Source organism: Chitinophaga sp. Hz27 (genome assembly GCF_042263525.1).
GTDB lineage: Bacteria > Bacteroidota > Bacteroidia > Chitinophagales > Chitinophagaceae > Chitinophaga.
This window is the reverse complement of the sequence record NZ_JBHKFJ010000003.1, coordinates 86808-107461: the sequence shown is the minus strand read 5'-3', so window position 1 is coordinate 107461 and position 20654 is coordinate 86808. Positions and strand designations below refer to the sequence as shown.

The following is a 20654-nucleotide window of genomic DNA, read 5'->3' as shown; positions in this document are numbered from 1 at the left end:
TTTATTATACGGCAATTCCGCTATGTTACGGTTACTGGCTACTATACGAAAAGAATGGCAACTGCTGAGGCGCGATAAAACAGGATTAACATTACTGTTTGTCATGCCGGTGGTATTGATCACCGTAATGGCATTGATCCAGGACGCTCCCTTTAAAGATTACCAGGAAGTAAAATTTGATATTCTTACTGTAGATAATGATCATGGGAGATTAGGAAGATATATACGCGAAGGTTTGGAAAGCAGTGGGCAGTTCCGCATCATCGACTCTGTTGATGGGAAACAGCTGGACGTGACCACTGCGCGGCAACTGGTAAATGATGGTACTTACAAGATCAGTATTATCATTCCCGCCGGTGCAACCGGATCTATTGTTAGTAATGCAAATAAAATAGTGAATGATATTTCCAATAGAATGGGCATGTCTATTTCACTACCGGTAAAGAAAGGAGGCGACTCGCTGAATGTGATCATCTACTTCGACCCTGCAGCGAAGAAGGCCTTTAAAGGGGCTATTCATCAGGCTATTGATAATTTCCTTACCCAGGTAGAAACAGATATGTTGCTTGGGCGAATCAAACAGGAATTGCGTCGAAAGGATACTACCATTACTGCTGAAAATGATACGCTGGCAATACGTTTGCAGGCGGTGGGATTAAAGGAAGAAGCAACGGGAAATGGTAAGCAGATAGATGTAATCTCCAATTCGGTGCAGCATAACGTGCCTGCCTGGAGTATATTCGCCATGTTCTTCATCGTAATTCCTATTGCTGGCAATATGATTCGCGAAAGGGAAGATGGTAGTTTGTTGAGAATGAAGCTGATACCGGGTTCTTATCTGGAAATCCTGACGGGCAAAATGTTGTTTTTTGTGGGCATTTGTGTAATACAATTCTATTGCATGATGTTGGTAGGCATGTACTTAATGCCATTGCTGGACCTGCCAAAACTCACCATGGGCCGGGATGCTGGTGCTACCTTCCTGGTGGCGGCAGCCATTGGGCTAGCAGCCACTTCTTACGGTATCCTGATTGGCACAGTTTTTAAAACTCCTAATCAGGCGCTGAATTTTGGGGCTATTTCTATTGTGATACTCTCTGCCATTGGCGGTATATGGATACCACTGGAAATTATGCCTGAAAAGATGCAAAGAGTAGGGCATTTGTCGCCACTAAGCTGGGGACTGGATGCTATCAACGACATATATTTAAGGAATGGCAATATCGCCTATGTTTGGAAAAATATATTAAGGCTTGTATTTACGGGATTTGTCATGCTGGCACTTGCCGGATATGTGGAAAAACGGAGAATGAGCTGATTAAATATTTTAAAAACAGTACTAAAACTGTATTTTTACCACTTAACAAAGGCTTACGCTGCCAATGACAGCAGATAAACCTACAACATTATGGAAGAATTAAAACAGAAACTGAAAGAACAGATTATCGAAGCATTGAATCTGCAAGACACCAAACCTGCTGATATCGATGATAACGCACCCCTATTTGGCGACGGTCTTGGCCTTGACAGCATTGATTCACTGGAACTGATGGTGTTACTGGAAAGACAATATGGTATCAAGGTGGAAGATCCACGTGAAGGCCGTAAAATCCTGCAGTCTGTTCAATCTATGGCAGAATTTATTCAATCCAAACAACAACCTGCTTAAGTTAATTATCTGCATGGCGGAAAGAGTGTTTATAACAGGGGTTGGGATGATCACCGCCATTGGTGATAATGTAGCCGGAAATTTTCAGAACCTGTACCATCAGAAAACAGGTTTAGGTTTTACCGACTATATTGATACTATTTACAAGAAGGTATTGCCAACGGGAGAAGTAAAGCATGATGACCAGGCTTTGTTTCAAATCCTTGGTATGCCTGTGCAAAAGGGATTTACACGAACCACCTTACTGGGGCTGATTGCGATGCGGGAAGCATTACAGCAAGCCGGGATCAGCAATGTGCAGGATGTGCCCACAGGCTTTATCAATGCCAGCACAGTAGGTGGCATGTGTGATACTGAAAAGGTATATTTCGATCTCATCAATCCGGATAAGGAAGGCGATTTCATTGATAGCATTGATACGCTGGACTGTGCGGATTGTACCCAACGTATAGCCGATTCCGTTGGCCTTACAGAACATATTGCAACGATCAGTACTGCCTGTTCTTCTTCCGCCAATGCATTAATGTTTGGCGCAAGGATGATTAAACATGGTATGTATGATAGGATGATCTGTGGTGGAACAGAAGCCTTGACCAGGTTTACCCTGAATGGCTTCAATTCCCTGAAGAATGTGGACAAGCAGTTGTGTCGCCCGTTCGATAATCAGCGTACCGGTCTCAATTTAGGAGAAGGTGCTGCATATCTGGTATTGGAAAGTGAATCTTTTGCAAAGGCCAACAACAGTACTATACTCGCCGAATTGAGTGGTTACTGTAATACGAACGAGGCATTTCACCCAACCTCTCCATCGCCGGAAGGAGATGGCGCCTATGCCGCTATGAAAGAGGCCCTGGCGATGAGTGGCAGAACGCTGGAAGACGTACAGTATATCAATGTGCATGGTACTGCTACATTGAATAATGATATTTCTGAAGGACGTGCATTGGAGCGGCTTTTTGGAACAGGAGTTCCTCCGTTCAGTTCCACGAAACCTTTTACCGGCCACACACTGGCAGCAGCTGGTGCAATAGAGGCCATCTATGCCATACTAGCAATACAAAACGGGATCATCTTCCCTAATCTCAATTTTACAGAGAAAATGGAAGAACTGCAGATCGTACCGGTTACCCAACTGCAGGAAGGAATCCTGATTAAAAATGTAATTTCAAATTCTTTTGGCTTCGGAGGAAACAACGCCTCCCTGGTTCTCAGTAAATATGAAGGCTAAGTGTTATATTCAAGGAATGGCTGCAATATCTCCCCAGCATACATTTGATGGAGATTTCATTGACGCGCCGTTAGTGCAAACGGATAGTCGATTTGTATGTATAGAGCCAGACTATAAGCCATTTATTCCTGGAAACAGCCTGCGTCGTATGACGCGCGTGCTGAAAATGGGACTCACCACCGCGCTGAAATGTTTGTCGGAAAGTGGTGTGGAAACACCTGGCCCAATCGTTACTGGTACTGGCAAAGGCAGCTTACAGGATACGGAAAAGTTTATAAAAGAAGTAGAGCAGTATAAAGAGACTGCCCTCAATCCGACCCCGTTTATACAATCTACCTATAACTCTGTAAACGGACTAATAGCCTTACAGCAGAAAGGCACCGATTACAATAATACTTTTGTACACAGAGGTTTTTCATTTGAAAATGCTTTGATAGACAGCATGATGCTGTTAAATGAGGGTCATTCACATACGCTCACCGGCGCTTTTGAAGAGATGACCCCCGAGCATTTCTTCATCAAGAGCCGTATCGGCCACTGGCGCACATCTCCGGTAAGCAGCAGTGCCATTTATGATGAATATCTTCCTGGTACCATATCAGGAGAAGGCAGTACTTTTTTTGTGCTGAGTAGCGCCACTAATGAGCGCACACTGGCAGCCGTAACTTCTTGTAAATTGCTGTATAAGCCTACTACGGCAAGACTAACAGCCGTATTACAAGAGCTTGGTGCAGATGCTGATTTAATTCTCAGTGGTACTAATGGTGATGCTAACCACGAGCATTACTATACGTTAATGAATAACGTGCTGCCACAAACGAAACTTCCATTCAAACACCTGAGTGGAGAACATGAAACCGTTGGTGCTTTTGCACTCTGGCTGGCAGTGACTTTACTGAAAAACGGAAAAGTGCCTGCGCAACATTTCCCAACGATCCCTTCCTTACCAACAGATATAAAGAAGATATTAATTTACAATCATTATTTCGGAGAGCAACATAGTGTAATAGTAGTGGAAAGGGTATAAATCTCTTTACTATAATGATATTTCCATTTATTGTGTTGACTGTGCTGATAGGCATTATTTGTAGTGGATATTACCGACACCGTTATGTGAAAAAACGTTGGATAGAGCGTTTGAAATCGTATGGATTCAAGGTGATTTCATTGGAATATACCTGGCGATCTTTTCCATTGGAGAAGAATTCCTTCCGTTTTTCCGGCAATAGATCTTACCCGATTATTTCCTATTATGCCGTAAGCGTGCGTGTAAATGACAGTGAGCCTTTTGTAATACAGGCAGCTGTAAAGGACTACTGGTATAAGTTTGAGGTGGTTTATAAAGATAGAGAATTGCCGGAGAGATGATTTATATCTGCCTAATCTTCCCTTAAAATATAACTCGTACTTCTACCACCTGCGGCCTGTTTTACAAGTAATCCACGTTCAACTAAATCCTGGATATCGCGGGTGGCAGTATCCGGAGATACTTTAGTGATCTTTGCCCATTTGCCGGAATGCAGATTTCCATCAAAGCCATCCAGTAATTTATTTAGCATTAGTCGTTGCCTGTCATTGATGCCGTGAATGGCTGGACTTTCCCAGAATTTTGTTTTACGCATGACATCTGCCAATGTGCTATCTGTAGCGATAATCGCGCGGTTGAGGCATTCCAGGAACCACTGAATCCATGTTGTGATATCTAGGAATCCTTTCTGTGTTTGTTCCAGTTTGTGATAATAGGCTTTACGTTCAGTTCTGATTTGGGTAGACATGCTGTAGAACCTTTTCCTGCTTCCATCTGCACGCGCAAGTTGCATGTCCATTATGGCACGCGCTATACGTCCGTTTCCATCTGCAAAAGGATGTACGGTAACAAACCATAGATGTGCTATGGCGGCCTTTATTACCGGATCTATGCTATTTTCTGTATTAAACCAATGTAAAAATGCCTGCATTTCTGTTGGTACTTTATCAGCGTCTGGTGCCTGAAAGTGAACGGTCTCGCGACCTATAGGGCCGGAAACTACAAGCATAGGGTCTTTTTTTGAATTAGTAGGCCATGCACCTACAACGATCCGCTGCATCCCGCTTCTTCCAGTTGGAAATAACGCAGCATGCCAGTCGAAAAGGCGGTCTGCAGTGAGGGGAACATCATATTGTTGAGTAGCGTCCATCATCATTTCTACAACGCTTTCAATGTTTCTATCTACCGGGACAACACCAGCAACGTCCATTCCCAAACGTCTGGCAACAGAGGAGCGCACCTGGTCGACGTCTAATAGCTCACCTTCGATTTCACTAGACTTCAATACATCTAATGTCAGGTTTTTTAGTGTGGCTTCATCCTGAAGGTTGAACCCTAAGCTTTCCATTCGCCCAAGTAGCCGACCCTGGTTGTGCCGAACTTCGGCCAGTAATTTGGCTAGTGCCGCCTCGTCCCAGTTAAAATGAGGCCATTCTTTACGTTCATGAATGTACATTCTCCGCATTATTTGCGGTGAATATAGCTATTATTCTCCGCATTATTTGCGGAGAATAATAGCTATATTCACCGCAAATAATTAGTTTTCAGGCAAATATTATCTCACTCTATACACCGGATATCTCAGATAATCAGGTTCGGCATAAGGCGATTGCATAAATACCCAGCGTAATTGTGCTGCTGCGTTTTTGGCGAAGGCGGTATCGTTTGCCTTCTTTTCTGCCAGGGCGCGTTGTACCTCCGGGTGCTGTTTTAACCACTCATAGCCGGTATCTTCAAATACATAGGGGCTATAACCTTCTTTCTGGCCCAGGATACCGTCAAAGAAATTCCAGGCGAAGTAGGAGTCGCCTGCGGTAGGCTCCAGGGTTTCTATCAGGAAGCGGTTGGCTACCTGGTTCATTGGAATATAATAGTCGCCCTTGCGGAAATGCATAGTATCCTTAGTGGTAGTCACTTTCACATCGGTGTGGAGGAAATGCTTCTCGAAAGGTTTATTGAATGATTTGTAGTCAGCGATATGATAGATTTCCACCAGGATAGTTGTATCATGGGAGAGGCGTTCCATGTTGACCTTATTATTTTTCAACAGGTCGATCACTGGCCACCAGCCTTGTGGAATAATGTAAGCAGTTGGTTTTTCCACATAATTGCCAGCATTGAAGTAATTGTAGAATTTCACCTGGCGTTCATATGGTTTGGTACGATCATAATAGAGTCGGGGCAGGCCGCTGATATCGCTGGGTTTATGTCCGGCGGTGAAGCCTTTGAAGGTAATCATGTTGTATTTAGACATGTCGGGCTGCCATTCCAGCGGGAATTGCTGTTGGGTGAGCACTGCTTTTTTGGTGGCGGCGCGTAGGTCGCGGATGGTATTGCTGTTATCAGCAGTGAATTTGATGAAGCATTCCATCAGTGCGTAGGTAGCTTTTACGCGTTGTGGATAAGGTTTCAGCATATGTGTCTCCGGAACGAAGCCAAAGGAATGAAAAAGGGTTGAATATCCGGAAGAGTAGCGGGGAGAATCATCAAATTCTACCCAGCCGCTGTCGGGTGTTTCTCCGAAATGGTTCACATAAGGCACGAGGTCGTAGCCTTTTTCTTTCATTAGTTTATAGAGACCTGGGGTGAATTGCTGCTGAAGGAAGTTACCCATTGGTCCACCGAGTTTATCGTGCTGGGTGGGGAGTAAGGTCATGATATGCTGATAATCAGCGCCATTACTTACATGGTTGTCGATAAATACATCTGGGTCGGTGAGGTGGTAGATCTGGACGAAGCTCCTGGCATTTTTGGAGTCATTTTTAATGAAATCGCGGTTTAAGTCTAGATTTTGGCCATTTCCACGGGAGCCAAAGGCATCCGGGCCGTTTTGATCCACGCGGTAGAAGGTGCTACGGTTGAGTGCGCCACCTATATTATATACCGGGATAACGGCAAGGACGATATTATCGGGAATGTCAGTTTTTCCCTGGGCGAGGTCGCGGAGGAGCATCATAGATGCGTCAATCCCGTCGGGTTCGCCAGGGTGAATACCATTATTGATGAGGATAATGCGTTTATCTTTTTTTCGGAGGCTGGCGAAGTTAAAGTCTTTACTTGGGCTGTAAATAACGAGGTGAAGCGGAAATCCGGCATCTGTGGGGCCCATTTCCATAATTTTTATCTGTGGAAATTTTTTGGCGAGGGTTTGATAGTATTGGATGACTTCCGGGTAGGTGGCAGTTTCGTTGCCATTAGTTTTTTCGTAATGAGTTTGGAGGTCCTGGCTATGGGAAAGGAAGGGTATAATGCTGATAAAGAGGGCTAGAATCAGGGCTTTTCTGCCTAAAAAGCAAAAAAATGCGGGACTATCTCCGCATATACTATAATTATTTCTCATATAACTGGATTATAAAAACAAAAAGCCCTTCCCTTTAGAGGAAGAGCTATAAATATTGTTACTGAAGCAATTAAGCTAAAGAAGCTACCTTCTTAGCCAGCTTGCTTTTCAGATTTGCAGCTTTGTTTTTGTGGATAACGTTACGTTTAGCCAATTTGTCGATCATAGAAGCTACATCTGACAATTCTTTCTCCGCTGCCGCTTTCTCAGTAATCGCTTTCAGGTCACGGATGGCATTACGGGTAGTTTTACCGTAGTAACGGTTACGTTCATTACGTTTTTTGCTCTGACGTACGTCTTTTTTCGTTGCTTTATGGTTTGCCATTTTTCAAATTTCAAGTTTCGGACGGCAAAGGTAATACTTTTTCTAATAAAGTACAAAATAAAATTCCCCTGCCGATAAAGGTGCAAATATAAGTGATTGATCGGTATCTCCTACATAATAAATCTGCTTATTATTTTATAATTTTTTAGATACTCTGTAATGAAAAACGAGCGATATTTGCATTCCCATGCGTTATATAATGTGGGAAATCTACCTATATGATGATGGGAATCAACAGAAAAGTATTTGAACTGAAGATCAGCAAAACTCGTTGTAAATGAAGGACTTCTCATTTGTCACCAACTCGCATCCTGCATACATAGAATCATTATATCAGGATTTCCGCAAAGACCCTAATTCCGTAGACCCAGAATGGGTAAAATTTTTTGAAGGGTTTGATTTTGCAGTATCCAACGCTAATGGTAAGGCGGGACCCGCTGCACCGGCAGCTGCAGGAGGAGGGACACCGGTGACCAACGACCAGCTGGTGAAAGAGTTTGGTGTATATCGCCTGATTCAGGCATATCGCAAAAAAGCCCATCTGATCGCCAAAACCAATCCGATTCGCGAAAGAAAAGACAGAAAAGCCGGCCTCGAAATAACTAATTTCGATCTGAGTGATGCAGACCTGAAGACAGAATTCTTCGCAGGTTCCTTCCTTGGCCTTGGCAAAACCACGTTAGAGAATATTCTGGCATTCCTGAATAAGATCTACGCTGGATCAGTAGGTATTCAGTATACCTACATTAATGACCGTGAAAAAGCAAAATGGCTGGAGAAAGAATATGAATCCGCCATGAGTACTCCGTTATCACTGGAAAAACGTCGTCGTATCCTGATGAAATTAAATCAGGGTGTGATCTTCGAAAAATTCTTACACACTAAATATATTGGACAGAAACGTTTCGGTCTGGAAGGTGGTGAATCTACTATTCCTGCACTGGATGCTATGATCAGCGAAGCTGTGGAATATGGTGTACAGGAATCTGTGATCGGTATGGCTCACCGTGGTCGTTTGAACGTACTGGCAAACATTCTTGGTAAAACTTATGAGCAGATCTTCAATGAATTTGAAGGTCTGGCGATCCCGGATATGACCATGGGTAGCGGCGACGTGAAGTATCACCTCGGTTTCCGTTCTCAGGTTGAAACGGCATATGGCAAACAGGTAAACCTGCAGCTGATGCCTAACCCATCCCACCTGGAAGTGGTAGATCCGATTGTGATCGGTTTTTCCCGTTCCAAAGCAGATGTAATATATAATAGCGATTACGATAAAATTCTGCCAATCCTCATCCACGGTGATGCTGCGGTAGCGGGTCAGGGTATCGTTTATGAAGTAGCACAGATGAGCAAACTGAAAGGTTACTATACAGGTGGTACCATTCACTTTGTAATTAATAACCAGATTGGTTTCACTACCGATTTCGATGATGCTCGTTCTTCTGATTACTGTACCAGCGTTGCTTCTATCGTGCAGGCGCCGGTATTCCACGTAAATGGTGATGATGCAGAAGCGGTGGTTAAAGTATCTCAGCTGGCAGCACGTTACCGTCAGGAGTTTAACGAAGACGTTTATATTGACATGGTATGTTACCGTAAACACGGTCACAACGAAGGTGATGAGCCTAAGTTTACACAACCTAGTCTGTATGCACTGATCGATAAACATCAGAACCCACGTGAAGTATACACCCAGTTCCTGCTGCAAAATGGCGAAGCCGATGCACAGACACTGGCAAAAGATATGGAGAAAGTATTCTGGGATGAGCTGCAGGCACGTCTGGATGAAGTAAAACAACATCCGCTGCCTTATGTAAACCAGAAACCGGAAGAATGGTGGCTGGCGCTGCGTAAAGCAACTCCACAGGACTTCGATCAATCTCCGGTAACAGCTATCAACGAAGATGAATTCAAACGTCTTTTTGATGGTCTGATGAAATGGCCGGCAGACTTTGTTCCTTTACGTAAAGTGAGCAAATTGCTGCAGGACAAGATTAAACTCTATCAGGAAGAAGGTAAAGTGGATTGGGCTACAGGTGAGCTGCTGGCTTATGGTAGCTTACTGAGCGAAGGTAAAGATGTAAGAATGAGCGGGGAAGATGTAAAACGTGGTACCTTCTCTCACCGCCATGCGGTACTCTTTGATGAGAATACCAACGCTACGTATAACCGTTTAGGTGAACTTTCTCCGGAGCAGGGTAAATTTAGAATTTACAACTCACTCCTCAGTGAATATGGTGTATTAGGCTTTGAGTATGGTTATGCTATGGCAACGCCTAATAGCCTGGTAGTTTGGGAAGCACAGTATGGCGACTTCGTAAATGGTGCGCAGACAGTGATTGACCAGTATATCAGCAGTGCAGAGCAGAAATGGACAACACAGAATGGTTTGGTAATGTTATTGCCTCATGGTTATGAAGGTGGTGGACCGGATCACTCCAACGCACGTCCAGAGCGCTTCCTGCAACAATGTGCAGAAGAAAACATGGTAGTGACCAACATTACTACAGCAGCTAACTTCTTCCATGCGCTGCGCCGTCAGCTGACATGGCAGTTCCGTAAGCCACTGATCAACTTCTCACCAAAAGCTAACCTGCGTCATGTGGGAGCATATTCTACCATGGAAGAATTTACCCAGGGTGGATTTAAAGAAGTACTGGATGATCCATATATCCAGGATGCTTCAGTGGTGAAGAAAGTGCTACTGTGTACTGGTAAAATGTATTTTGATCTGAGCGATAAACAGGCGAAAGAAGACCGCAAAGATGTGGCTATTGTTCGTCTGGAACAGCTGTATCCGCTGCCAGTAAAACAACTGGAAGCTATTGCGGCTAAATATAAAGGAGCTACTTTCTTCTGGGTGCAGGAAGAGCCGCTGAACATGGGCGCTGCTGCTTACCTCCAGATGAACCTGAAACAGATCAACTACGGTGTTATCAGCCGTAATCCAAGTGCGTCTACTGCCACTGGTTATGCAAAAGTGCATGCCCGCGAACAACAGCAGATCATTGATACCGCTTTTAACATCTAATAAAATATTCAAACTAATAAAACAGATACCTGTTATTAACTGTTAGACTTTTCCAGAACAACAGTTTTTTTGACAGTCAATAACAGGTTCACCATCAACTGATAAAATATGGTTATCGAAATCAAAGTCCCTACGGTAGGAGAATCTATTAGCGAGGTAACAATTGCGAAATGGTTGAAAAAAGATGGAGATTATGTGCAACAGGACGAAGTACTGTGTGAGATGGAATCAGAGAAAGCTACCTTTGAGCTGAATGCAGAGAAGGCGGGTGTACTGAAAATTTCCGCGAATGCACAGGAAGGCGCTACACTGAAAATTGGAGATGTTGCCTGCACCATCGATACAGATGCAGCATCAGCTGCTCCGGCAGCGGCACCAGCAACGCCTGCGCCAGCGGCTGCACCAGCAGCAGAAGCGGCACCTGCAGCTCCAGCCGTAAATAAAGGGGTAATTGAAATGAAGGTTCCTACAGTAGGTGAATCTATCAGTGAAGTAACGCTCGTGAAATGGACCAAAAATGATGGTGATTACGTAGAACGTGATGAAGTTATTTGTGAACTGGAATCTGAGAAAGCTACCTTCGAACTCAATGCAGAAGAAGCTGGTAAGCTGATCCTTGTTGCAAAAGAAGGCGATACCCTGAAAATTGGGGATGTAGCCTGCAAAATAGATACTGACGTTGCAAGACCAGCTGGTAAAGCTGCTCCAGCAGCGGCTCCTGCTCCAACAGCAGCACCTGCAAAACCTCAGGCTCAGCAGGCACCTGTAACCAGCATTCCTAACGACATTAAAGCAACACCTGTTGCTGCGGCCGTAATTGCTGACAAACACGTAGATCCATCTACCATTAAAGGTACCGGCGCTCATGGCAAAATCGTAAAAGACGATGTATATGCTGCCTTACAAAATCCAGGTGTGGCTATCGGTCAGGAAATGTTCTCTCGTGGCGAACGTCGTGAGAAAATGAGCAACCTGCGTAAAACCGTTTCCCGCCGCCTGGTAGAAGCTAAAAATACCACCGCTATGCTGACTACCTTCAACGAGGTAGACATGACCGAAATCATGGCATTGCGTGCTAAATACAAAGAAGTATTCAAGAAACAACATGAAGTGAACCTGGGCTTTATGAGCTTCTTCACAAAAGCATGTTGCTTTGCTTTACAGGAATTCCCATCCGTAAATGCTTACATCGATGGAGAGGAACTGGTATACCACGATTATTGCGATATCTCAATTGCAGTATCTGCCCCTAAAGGACTGGTAGTACCTGTTATCCGTAATGCGGAGAGTCTGGATATGGCAGGAATTGAGAAAGAAGTACTGAACCTGGCTACCAAAGCTCGTGATAACAAATTGACTTTACCGGAAATGACCGGTGGTACATTCACTATCACTAATGGTGGTGTATTTGGTTCCCTGATGAGTACACCGATCATCAACATTCCTCAGTCAGCGATCCTTGGTATGCACAAAATCCAGGAACGTCCGATGGCAGTGAATGGTCAGGTGGTTATTCGCCCGATGATGTACATTGCACTGAGCTACGATCACCGTATTATCGATGGTCGTGAATCAGTAAGCTTCCTGGTACGAGTGAAAGAAATGCTGGAAAATCCTGAGCAGTTACTGTTCGGTAAAGATCCGCTGAAAGCGCTGCTGAAGCTCTAATCTGATAGTATTTAGAATAACATACAGGCCGTCTCTACACAGTAGAGACGGCCTTTTTCTTTAGATTTTCCTGTCAGGAAAAGATCCGAATAAAAATACCGCTGTAGGCGAAGGAAACCCTTATCTTCGCGGCATGAGCCGTTGGGACAGTTATCTCTTATCAGCAACAAAAGTTATCAATGCCTATAAAGGCGATCCTCCGTTGCATCATTTTCTGAAAGCATTTTTTAAGCAGCATCCCCAGATGGGGAGTCGCGACAGACGCTGGATTTCACAGCTGGTATATCACTATTACCGTTTAGGATGGTGGCAGCGTGATAAGGATGTTGCGGAACGTTTATTATTAGGAACGTTTCTGTGTGAAACCACACCTAATGATTTGCTGGCACAGCTGAAGCCAGAATGGAATGCGGCTGTGGGTAATTCAATTGAAGAGAAATTGCAATTGAGCGGTAATGGAGCGTTAGAAGCAGCTGCGTTGTTTCCTTTTGCAGATGAGCTTTCCGAAGGAATTGATGCGAATGCATTTGCAAAAAGTTATTTGCAACAACCACATTTCTATATACGTATCAGAAATAATAAGCAGGATAAAGTACTTGGTATTCTTGATAAAGCTGGCATTAACTATCAGCTTTGGGATAATAAGACAACCCTGGCATTACCTAATGGTACCAAGATAGAAGACTTATTGCCAGAGAAGAGCTGGTATGAAGTACAGGATGCCAGCAGTCAGCAGACAGGTTTGTTATTCAAGCCACGTAGGGGTGAGCGCTGGTGGGATTGTTGTGCAGCAAGTGGTGGAAAATCTATTTTGCTTAAAGATCAGGAGCCTGGAGTACAGTTGCTCGTGAGTGATGTGAGAAGGTCTATTCTCGAAAACCTGCAGAAGCGTTTTGCAGCCGCAGGTGTGAAAAATTATGAAGAGCGTGTGGCTGACCTTACCAATCCTGCGTTTCCGGGAACTATGGGCAAAGTAAGTTTTGACGGGATCATACTGGATGCGCCTTGCAGCGGTTCCGGTACCTGGGGCCGAACGCCTGAAAATCTTTCTTTTTTTAAGAAAGAGGAGATCAGCAAATATGCTGATTTGCAAAAGCGTATAGCCGCTAACGTTGTATCGTTTGTGAAACCTGGAGGCTCGTTTATTTATATCACTTGTTCTGTTTTTCGTCAGGAGAATGAGGATGTAGTAGATTTTATCGAGGCTAACAGTGATTTAAAGCGTCAGGAAGGCGGTATTATTACTGGGTATGGTAATGGTGCTGATACGATGTTTGCGGTGAAATTTACCAGGTAAGAATAAAATCTTAATCATAATCATATTGAAAAGGATATCTTAGGATATCCTTTTTTATTTATCTTAAATGTGAACACTGTAGCAATAAGTACGCTTACCTTGAAAAGATTATTGATATTATTTTTCATCATTTTTTTAATTAGTTGTGGGCATAAAAAGCCCATAGCATCTTTTCATAAATTAGATATCAGCTATGACAGTGGCTGGGAACAAAGTTTTTCTATAATTATCGATAGTATTGGAAAGGTCTTATATTCCAAAGGAAGGTGGCATCAATCTTTTTTCAGCGCCCAGTTGAGTGAGCGTGATTTACTGCAATTGGACAGCGCTTATCAGAGAACGCCTTTTAAAAGATATCTGGAATCATATACACAGGACATAACAGATGCATCCTCTTTCCAAATTATTCTTCCGGATTTTAATAATAAAAGGATATATGTATATGGTGCGGGTCCTGCGCGATTACGAACTTTTATGAATTTTTTGTGTGAAATCTCAGAAAGGTTGACATTAAAGTCTATTGATAGTGTAGTTGTATTTGAGAGTAGAAAAGGGATGCAGGTACCAACGCCTCTGCATTGAATTAAGTGAATAGTAAATGAGTGGCGGTTGTTTGTACCTTATGTAATCAATTAGGTAACAGAGGGCGTTTGCCGTTACCAAGTTTAATGTCAGAATAGTAATAAGTCATTTTAATCTATGTAATGATGCGATACTTATCGGTCCCTATTTTAGTCTTCTTGTTTATTTCCTGTAGACAGCCTGTACATGAGCATTTACATGATAAAAATGATGAGCAGCAAATGAAATATCTGGCCCTTAAATTTCCTGTGCCTATTAGTGAAAACCTGGATAGTACGGATTTATTTTTTGCTTATGAAAAAGTATGGGATACTTCGTATTATGTATATATTAAAAAGAAAAATAATCAAGCTAACATTTTTGTTAACTACGCAATAGCACCCTATTATAGTGCTGCGGCTGATATGTCGGATAGCTTGAATAGAGTGCGGTTTTATGAAAGTTTAATATTTGCTGTGGATACATTAACATGGAATGTAATTAGTCACAAAGCGGATAGTATTTTAAGTGCGGATGCTAAAACTGACAAAGAATATGGTGTATTTGACGGACCGAATTATTTTCTATCACACGGCTATAATTTAATGTGGAATCGTGGAATGGTAAATGAACAGTTATTAGAAGGATTTCGGGATTATTTAAGACAGGAGATTATTTATAAGCGTTTGAATAAGCGGCCGAAATGAAAGTATATCGGTACGAAATTATTATAGTTAGTAGCAATATTTATGAAAAAAATACTCCCTTATATTTCCCTATTAGTCATTAGTTGTTTGATGGCTTACAGTATTTATGAAGTTGCTACTACGCAGTATTGCTTTACCTATGAACATTATATTGGTTTAGTCTTGATATTGGTAGCGCTGATCGCTATTCCATTTAATCAAACAGTAAACAGATATGCAACTTTTGTTGTGTTACTATTAAGTACATTTGGTCAGGCGGCATTTACAACTACCATAAGCAGAACCAGTATATGGGGAGGTATTAGTAATGCTAAACTGACTATAGTGTTGCAGCCATATTGTTTATTACTATTAATACTTTTTCTAATTTTTAATTGGGAATGGTTTAAGGGGTTGGTAAGGATTTTTGTTGACTGGTTAAATAAAGGGGAGCAAGAGAGAATCAGCGAATAATATCAATAGCGGTAGTGAGTTATTATGATGCATTAAGCTATGCTGCTATAAATATCAACAATAAAAAATCCGTCTCTACAGCGTAGAGACGGATTTTCGTTTATGATAGAAATATCAATTTAGATAGACGTAGCACGTTGGATGATACCACCACCGATTACATCATCGCCTTCATAGAAAACGGCTGACTGGCCAGGAGCGATACCTTTCACATGTTCGAAGAAGTTCACTTTTACGAGACCACCTTCATTGTGAAGGGTGCTGAGTGCACCTTTATCTTTATAACGGATTTTGGTAATTGATTCCATTCCTTCCGGAATAGTTTCGTATTTACCCATGTTGATACCGCTTACAAACATCTCGTTTTTCTGCAGTTCATCTTCATTACCTAATACTACGGTATTGGTTTCGGGGATAATCTCTGTAACAAATACAGGGCGACCCAGGGCAATATCCAGGCCTTTACGCTGACCGATGGTATAGAATGGATAACCTTTGTGTTTACCCACGATAGTACCGTCTGCGAGTACAAAATTACCGCCGTTTACTCTTTCTTCCAGGCCTTCTACCTTACGTTTCAGGAAGCCACGGTAGTCATTGTCTGGCACGAAGCAGATTTCATAGCTTTCTGCTTTCTTTGCCAGCTCCGGATAACCGAAATCGAAGGCCATCTGCCTGATTTCTGTTTTACGGTACTTACCTAATGGCAGCAGGGTACGGGATAAAACTCCCTGATCGATACCCCACAAAACATAACTTTGGTCCTTTAATTCATCTATTCCTTTGCTGATAACAAAACGGCCGTTATCGTGCTGACGAATCTGGCCATAGTGACCAGTGGCAATAAATTCGCAATCCAGTGCATCGGCGCGTTTCATTAATGCGCGCCACTTGATATGTGTATTACAGAGCACACACGGATTAGGCGTGCGTCCTGCAATATATTCATCTACGAAGTTATTGATCACAAAGTCGCCGAATTCATCGCGGATATCCAGCACAAAGTGAGGGAATCCGTGGTGCACCGCTGCAGCGCGTGCATCATTGAATGAATCCAGGTTACAGCAGCCGGTCTCCTTCTTGCTGGCGCCTGCCGATGCATAATCCCAGGTCTTCATGGTGATACCCACCACGTCGTAGCCCTGTTCATGCAACATCAGCGCCGTTACAGTACTATCAATACCGCCGCTCATGGCAACCAGCACTTTTCCATGCTTGCTCATTTTAAAATAGTTTAAGGCTGCAAAATTACTTATTTTCCTGCCAATGCAGGTACTCACATTATCGATATTAGCAATGCCACCATCAATTATGACTATTTGATGATAGCTTTTTGCTAATCTATGCCGTTTAATTAGCGAATTACTACAAAATGTTACCTTTTGCTTCAAATTGTTAATTTCGCATTCTATATTTAGTGTCCAAAGTAGAAGTAAATGTTAGCAACACTTAACCAAGAGCTCATCCTGAGAAGAGCTGATTCCGGCGTTCATGAAAACCTTTTCCAATACCCGGAAAAAATACTACAATTCGGTACTGGCGTGCTTTTGCGCGGATTAGTAGACTACCTCGTAGATAAAGCAAACAAACAAGGCATCTTCCAGGGCCGCATCGTTGTCATCAAAAGCACGGACGGTGATACGAACGATTTTGACCAGCAAAATAGCCTCTATACTACGCATATCAAAGGAATTTCCCAGGGAGAACTGGTTGATAGCGTACTGGTAAATGCTTCTATTTCCCGTGTTTTGCAATCGAATGCAGAGTGGGTAGAGATTCTAAAAACAGTACATCAGCCTGATTTACAGACTATTATATCCAATACTACCGAAGTGGGCATACAATACGTTCCGGAGAAAGTCACGGAAGGGGTCCCTTCCAGCTTCCCCGGCAAGCTCCTGGCCATACTCTGGGAAAGATTCCAGTTCTTTGGTGGCAGCAGCCATACGGGCTTCGTAATTGTACCTACTGAACTGGTAGTGGATAACGGTATCCTCCTGAAAGATATCGTACTTCAACTGGCAGCATACAACGAATTGCCAGCGGCTTTCATCGACTGGATCAATAATGCTAACCGTTTCTGCAGCTCTCTGGTAGACAGGATCGTTCCTGGCAAACCGCGAAACTTGGCGGAACAGGAAGAAAAAGCCGGTTATACTGATAAATTGTGGATAGAAGTAGAACCCTTTTTACTTTGGGCTATTGAAGGAGATGAGTATATTAAGTCTGTTCTTTCTTTTTATAAGGCAGATGAAAGAATGCTGATTGCGCCAAGCATTATCCCTTTCCGTGAACAGAAGTTGCGTATCCTGAATGGTAGTCATACAGCCTCTGTGCCTATGGGCTTCCTTTCTGGCCTCAACACCGTATATGAGTGCATGCAGGACGAATATATGAAGCATTTCTTCCAGCAGGTAGTGCTACAGGAGATCTTGCCTACCATCAAGGATATTTGTCCGCAAGCCAGCACCTTTGCACAGGATGTGCTGGACCGTTTTGCGAATCCGTTTATCGCGCATAAGCTGATCAGCATTACCTTCCAGGAGAGTTCTAAAATGAATGCACGTAATGTGCGCACGCTGGTGCGCTACTATGAGCAGCAACAGGCGTTGCCTCCTTATATGTCGCTGGGCTTCGCTGCCATGCTGCTTTTCCTGAAGCCGGTGCGTGAAGAGGGCGGTAAATACTATGGAGCAAGAGATGGAGAAGAATACCTGATTACAGATGATAACATTTCCATTTTCGCAGAATACTGGAATAAGTATAACGGCAGCCGTGAAATGGTAGCTTCGATATGTGCTGACCAGCGTCTCTGGGAAGTAAACCTGGACGGGCTTCCAGGCTTTACTGCCACCATTGCCAATCATCTTGAACAATTACAGCAACAGGGAGTAAAAGCATTCATCCGTCAGGAACTGGCGGCTTCCAGATAATTTATATACAGCGAATATGAAAGAATTTTTGTCGGAGGACTTTTTGTTACAAACAGAGACAGCAAAGCGATTATACTTTGACTACGCCATGTCTATGCCTATCATCGATTATCACAATCACCTGCCGCCGGATGAAATTGCGCAGAACAAGGTGTATGATAACCTGACGGCCATCTGGCTGAAGGGTGACCACTACAAATGGCGTGCAATGCGTGCCAATGGCGTGGCGGAAAAATATATCACTGGTGATGCTGACGACTATACGAAGTTCCGGCATTGGGCCGCTACTACGCCTTATACCATGCGTAACCCGCTGTATCACTGGTCGCATATGGAGTTGCGTAATCCTTTTGGAATTACGGAACTGCTGAATGAGTCCACCGCTGAAAGCATCTACAAACGCTGTAATGAGCTGCTGCCCGACCTGAGTACGCAATCCCTGCTGCAACATTTCCAGGTAAAAGCATTGTGTACTACCGATGATCCGGTGGATTCGCTGGAGCACCATGCTACTATTGCTGCTAATCCTTTTGGCACGGTGGTGTTACCTACCTTCCGCCCAGATAGGGCCATGGCGGTGGATAACCCGGTTATGTTCAATTCATTTGTGGATAAACTATCGGAAGTACTAGGTACGGATATCAACAGTTATGATAAATTACTTGCAGGTCTCAAACAACGCCATGATTATTTCCATGAGAAAGGTGGCCGACTGAGTGATCATGGGCAGAGTGCTTTTTATTTCAAGCCAGCTACCGGTACAGAACTGGAGCGTATTTTCCAGCAGGGGAGAACGGGCAAAGTGGCTACAGAGCTGGAGAATGAGCAGTTCAGAACAGCCGTGCTGCTACATATCTGTGAGTGGAATCATGAAAAAGGGTGGGCACAGCAGTTCCATGTAGGTGCTATCAGGAACAACAACAGCAGACTGCTGGCTTCTTTCGGGGCAGATGCCGGTGTTGATTCTATTGGCGACTGGAAAAATGCCATGGCCATGAGTGCTTTCCTAAATGAGCTTGATAAGAATAATAGACTCGCTAAAACGATACTTTATAACCTGAATGGTGCTGACAATGATGTTTTTGCTACTATGGCAGGGAATTTCCAGGATGGAAGTATACCAGGAAAAATCCAGTATGGTTCCGGATGGTGGTTCCTCGACCAGAAAGATGGTATGGAAAAACAAATGAACTGCTTAAGCAATATGGGCTTGCTTTCCAGGTTCGTTGGCATGTTAACGGACTCACGTAGTTTTCTTTCTTATTCGCGTCATGAATATTTCCGTCGTATTTTGTGTAACCTCCTGGGCCGGGATGTAGAAAATGGGGAGCTGCCTAATGACTTGAAGTGGTTGGGTAAGATGGTGCAGGATATTTGTTACAATAATGCAAAAGCATATTTCGGATTCTAATGAAAGCAGTAAAAGTAATTACGTTTGGAGAGATCCTGTTAAGGCTTTCCCCGCAGCTGTCGTCCCATACAGCTGCTATTTACGTTGGGGGAGCGGAAGCTAATGTAGCCGCCGGACTTGCACAGTGGGGCACGCCGGTATCTTATCTCAGCAAAGTGCCTGACAACGGTCTTTCGAGGGATGTGTTATCACAGCTGACAGCACTGGGAATAGAAACAGACAGGATGTTATGGGGGGGCGACCGTATCGGGATTTATTACCTGGCACAGGGCAGCGATCTTAAACATGCAGAAGTTGTGTATGACAGGAAGTATTCTTCCTTTGCTGGCATTGAGCCAGGTACTACAGACTGGGATTCATTACTGGGCGATGCAGAGTGGTTTCACTGGAGCGCTATTACGCCAGCGTTGAACCCCCAGGCAGCAGCCATTTGTAAGGAAGTGCTGGAAGCGGCCACCCGTAAGGGATTGACTATTTCGACAGATCTTAATTTCCGCAGCAAGTTATGGCAGTATGGCAAAAAGCCTTTTGAGATCATGCCGGAGCTGGTGGAATATTGTGATGTGATCATGGGTAACATCTGGGCGGCACATACAATGCTGGATACTTCACTTAACACAGCAGAGCTGGAACGTGATACGAAAGAAGCTTACCTGGAGCAGGCAACACATGTGGCAAAGGAAATAACGGAAAGGTATAAACGTTGTAAGCGAGTGGCTTTCACTTTCCGCTTCTCTTCAGGGCCTACACATAATCATTATTATGCATTTTACTACAATGAAGGCAAAGTGAGTGTGAGTAAGGCATATGATACCGATAAAGTAGTGGATAGAGTGGGTAGTGGTGATTGCTTTATGGCAGGACTTATCCATGCACAATTAGCAGGAAAAGATGATCAGGGCATTATTTCTTTTGCCGCTGCAGCAGCCTATTCCAAATTCTTTGTGAAAGGTGATTTTAATACAACTCCAATAGAAGAGATTTATAAATTGATGTAGACT

At 43.5% G+C, this 20654-nt stretch carries 18 protein-coding genes; 14 read left to right on the top strand and 4 right to left on the bottom strand.

Features of this window, described 5'->3' with window-relative positions; all coding sequences use genetic code 11:
* Positions 1–22: 22 nt before the first annotated feature.
* The 5 genes from ACE38W_RS07280 (at position 23) to ACE38W_RS07260 (ending at position 4265) form a co-directional block, all read left to right on the top strand.
* Positions 23–1318: an ABC transporter permease gene (locus ACE38W_RS07280; RefSeq protein ID WP_375829739.1), complete on the top strand. Its 1296-nt coding sequence runs from the start codon at positions 23–25 to the stop codon at positions 1316–1318.
* Between the two features lie 90 nt (positions 1319–1408).
* Positions 1409–1669 carry a phosphopantetheine-binding protein gene (locus tag ACE38W_RS07275; protein WP_073077454.1) on the top strand — a complete coding sequence of 87 codons (261 nt, stop codon included), beginning with the start codon at positions 1409–1411 and terminating at the stop codon, positions 1667–1669.
* A 13-nt stretch (positions 1670–1682) separates the two neighbouring features.
* The gene (locus tag ACE38W_RS07270) at positions 1683–2897 is read left to right on the top strand and encodes a beta-ketoacyl-[acyl-carrier-protein] synthase family protein (protein WP_375829738.1); all 1215 of its coding nucleotides are present in this window, start codon (positions 1683–1685) and stop codon (positions 2895–2897) included.
* A 16-nt stretch (positions 2898–2913) separates the two neighbouring features.
* Complete coding sequence (locus tag ACE38W_RS07265) at positions 2914–3924, top strand: beta-ketoacyl synthase chain length factor (protein WP_375829737.1); 1011 nt, start codon at positions 2914–2916, stop codon at positions 3922–3924.
* A 14-nt stretch (positions 3925–3938) separates the two neighbouring features.
* Positions 3939–4265 carry a hypothetical protein gene (locus ACE38W_RS07260; RefSeq protein WP_375829736.1) on the top strand — a complete coding sequence of 109 codons (327 nt, stop codon included), beginning with the start codon at positions 3939–3941 and terminating at the stop codon, positions 4263–4265.
* Positions 4266–4276: 11 nt separating this feature from the next.
* Here the strand turns inward: ACE38W_RS07260 and ACE38W_RS07255 are convergent, their stop codons facing one another.
* From ACE38W_RS07255 to rpsT, 3 genes are all read right to left on the bottom strand, one after another.
* Entirely contained in the window at positions 4277–5380 is a 1104-nt protein-coding gene (locus tag ACE38W_RS07255) for a Fic family protein (protein WP_375829735.1), read from the bottom strand.
* A gap of 99 nt (positions 5381–5479) precedes the next feature.
* Complete coding sequence (locus ACE38W_RS07250) at positions 5480–7264, bottom strand: M14 family metallopeptidase (RefSeq protein WP_375829734.1); 1785 nt, start codon at positions 7262–7264, stop codon at positions 5480–5482.
* Positions 7265–7334: 70 nt separating this feature from the next.
* Complete coding sequence (gene rpsT / locus ACE38W_RS07245; RefSeq protein WP_167015808.1) at positions 7335–7589, bottom strand: 30S ribosomal protein S20; 255 nt, start codon at positions 7587–7589, stop codon at positions 7335–7337.
* 277 nt (positions 7590–7866) lie between these two features.
* Between rpsT and ACE38W_RS07240 the strand changes: the two genes are divergently transcribed.
* The 6 genes from ACE38W_RS07240 (at position 7867) to ACE38W_RS07215 (ending at position 15309) form a co-directional block, all read left to right on the top strand.
* Positions 7867–10623, top strand: coding sequence for a 2-oxoglutarate dehydrogenase E1 component (locus tag ACE38W_RS07240; RefSeq protein WP_375829733.1), 2757 nt, complete (start codon positions 7867–7869; stop codon positions 10621–10623).
* A gap of 108 nt (positions 10624–10731) precedes the next feature.
* The gene (gene odhB / locus ACE38W_RS07235) at positions 10732–12291 is read left to right on the top strand and encodes a 2-oxoglutarate dehydrogenase complex dihydrolipoyllysine-residue succinyltransferase (protein ID WP_375829732.1); all 1560 of its coding nucleotides are present in this window, start codon (positions 10732–10734) and stop codon (positions 12289–12291) included.
* 133 nt (positions 12292–12424) lie between these two features.
* The gene (locus tag ACE38W_RS07230; protein ID WP_375829731.1) at positions 12425–13588 is read left to right on the top strand and encodes an Fmu (Sun) domain-containing protein; all 1164 of its coding nucleotides are present in this window, start codon (positions 12425–12427) and stop codon (positions 13586–13588) included.
* Positions 13589–13687: 99 nt separating this feature from the next.
* The gene (locus tag ACE38W_RS07225) at positions 13688–14170 is read left to right on the top strand and encodes a hypothetical protein (protein WP_375829730.1); all 483 of its coding nucleotides are present in this window, start codon (positions 13688–13690) and stop codon (positions 14168–14170) included.
* Between the two features lie 122 nt (positions 14171–14292).
* Positions 14293–14856, top strand: coding sequence for a hypothetical protein (locus ACE38W_RS07220; RefSeq protein ID WP_375829729.1), 564 nt, complete (start codon positions 14293–14295; stop codon positions 14854–14856).
* 42 nt (positions 14857–14898) lie between these two features.
* Positions 14899–15309, top strand: a complete 411-nt coding sequence (locus ACE38W_RS07215; protein WP_375829728.1) for a hypothetical protein — start codon at positions 14899–14901, stop codon at positions 15307–15309.
* Between the two features lie 119 nt (positions 15310–15428).
* Here ACE38W_RS07215 and mnmA read toward each other — a convergent pair whose 3' ends face one another.
* On the bottom strand, positions 15429–16532 hold the full coding sequence (mnmA, locus tag ACE38W_RS07210; RefSeq protein WP_375829727.1) for a tRNA 2-thiouridine(34) synthase MnmA: 1104 nt from the start codon (positions 16530–16532) through the stop codon (positions 15429–15431).
* 213 nt (positions 16533–16745) lie between these two features.
* Here mnmA and ACE38W_RS07205 point away from each other — a divergent pair, with 213 nt between their 5' ends.
* From ACE38W_RS07205 to ACE38W_RS07195, 3 genes are read left to right on the top strand one after another with little or no spacing between them, the layout of a single operon-like run.
* On the top strand, positions 16746–18242 hold the full coding sequence (locus ACE38W_RS07205; protein ID WP_375829726.1) for a tagaturonate reductase: 1497 nt from the start codon (positions 16746–16748) through the stop codon (positions 18240–18242).
* A gap of 16 nt (positions 18243–18258) precedes the next feature.
* Positions 18259–19653, top strand: a complete 1395-nt coding sequence (gene uxaC, locus ACE38W_RS07200) for a glucuronate isomerase (protein ID WP_375829725.1) — start codon at positions 18259–18261, stop codon at positions 19651–19653.
* Complete coding sequence (locus tag ACE38W_RS07195; RefSeq protein WP_375829724.1) at positions 19653–20651, top strand: PfkB family carbohydrate kinase; 999 nt, start codon at positions 19653–19655, stop codon at positions 20649–20651. Before uxaC ends, ACE38W_RS07195 begins: the two co-directional genes overlap by 1 nt.
* Positions 20652–20654 lie beyond the last annotated feature (3 nt).

Bases quoted from the DNA above. Each gene is read 5' to 3' on its own strand.
- ACE38W_RS07265 (WP_375829737.1), top strand. From the start codon at position 2,914: ATGGCTGCAATATCTCCCCAGCATACATTTGATGGAGATTTCATTGAC.
- ACE38W_RS07260 (WP_375829736.1), top strand. From the start codon at position 3,939: ATGATATTTCCATTTATTGTGTTGACTGTGCTGATAGGCATTATTTGT.
- ACE38W_RS07255 (WP_375829735.1), bottom strand. From the start codon at position 5,380: ATGTACATTCATGAACGTAAAGAATGGCCTCATTTTAACTGGGACGAG.
- odhB (WP_375829732.1), top strand. From the start codon at position 10,732: ATGGTTATCGAAATCAAAGTCCCTACGGTAGGAGAATCTATTAGCGAG.
- ACE38W_RS07215 (WP_375829728.1), top strand. From the start codon at position 14,899: ATGAAAAAAATACTCCCTTATATTTCCCTATTAGTCATTAGTTGTTTG.
- ACE38W_RS07280 (WP_375829739.1), top strand. From the start codon at position 23: ATGTTACGGTTACTGGCTACTATACGAAAAGAATGGCAACTGCTGAGG.
- mnmA (WP_375829727.1), bottom strand. From the start codon at position 16,532: ATGAGCAAGCATGGAAAAGTGCTGGTTGCCATGAGCGGCGGTATTGAT.
- ACE38W_RS07250 (WP_375829734.1), bottom strand. From the start codon at position 7,264: ATGAGAAATAATTATAGTATATGCGGAGATAGTCCCGCATTTTTTTGC.
- ACE38W_RS07275 (WP_073077454.1), top strand. From the start codon at position 1,409: ATGGAAGAATTAAAACAGAAACTGAAAGAACAGATTATCGAAGCATTG.
- ACE38W_RS07220 (WP_375829729.1), top strand. From the start codon at position 14,293: ATGATGCGATACTTATCGGTCCCTATTTTAGTCTTCTTGTTTATTTCC.
- ACE38W_RS07230 (WP_375829731.1), top strand. From the start codon at position 12,425: ATGAGCCGTTGGGACAGTTATCTCTTATCAGCAACAAAAGTTATCAAT.
- ACE38W_RS07240 (WP_375829733.1), top strand. From the start codon at position 7,867: ATGAAGGACTTCTCATTTGTCACCAACTCGCATCCTGCATACATAGAA.
- rpsT (WP_167015808.1), bottom strand. From the start codon at position 7,589: ATGGCAAACCATAAAGCAACGAAAAAAGACGTACGTCAGAGCAAAAAA.
- ACE38W_RS07205 (WP_375829726.1), top strand. From the start codon at position 16,746: ATGTTAGCAACACTTAACCAAGAGCTCATCCTGAGAAGAGCTGATTCC.
- ACE38W_RS07195 (WP_375829724.1), top strand. From the start codon at position 19,653: ATGAAAGCAGTAAAAGTAATTACGTTTGGAGAGATCCTGTTAAGGCTT.
- uxaC (WP_375829725.1), top strand. From the start codon at position 18,259: ATGAAAGAATTTTTGTCGGAGGACTTTTTGTTACAAACAGAGACAGCA.
- ACE38W_RS07270 (WP_375829738.1), top strand. From the start codon at position 1,683: ATGGCGGAAAGAGTGTTTATAACAGGGGTTGGGATGATCACCGCCATT.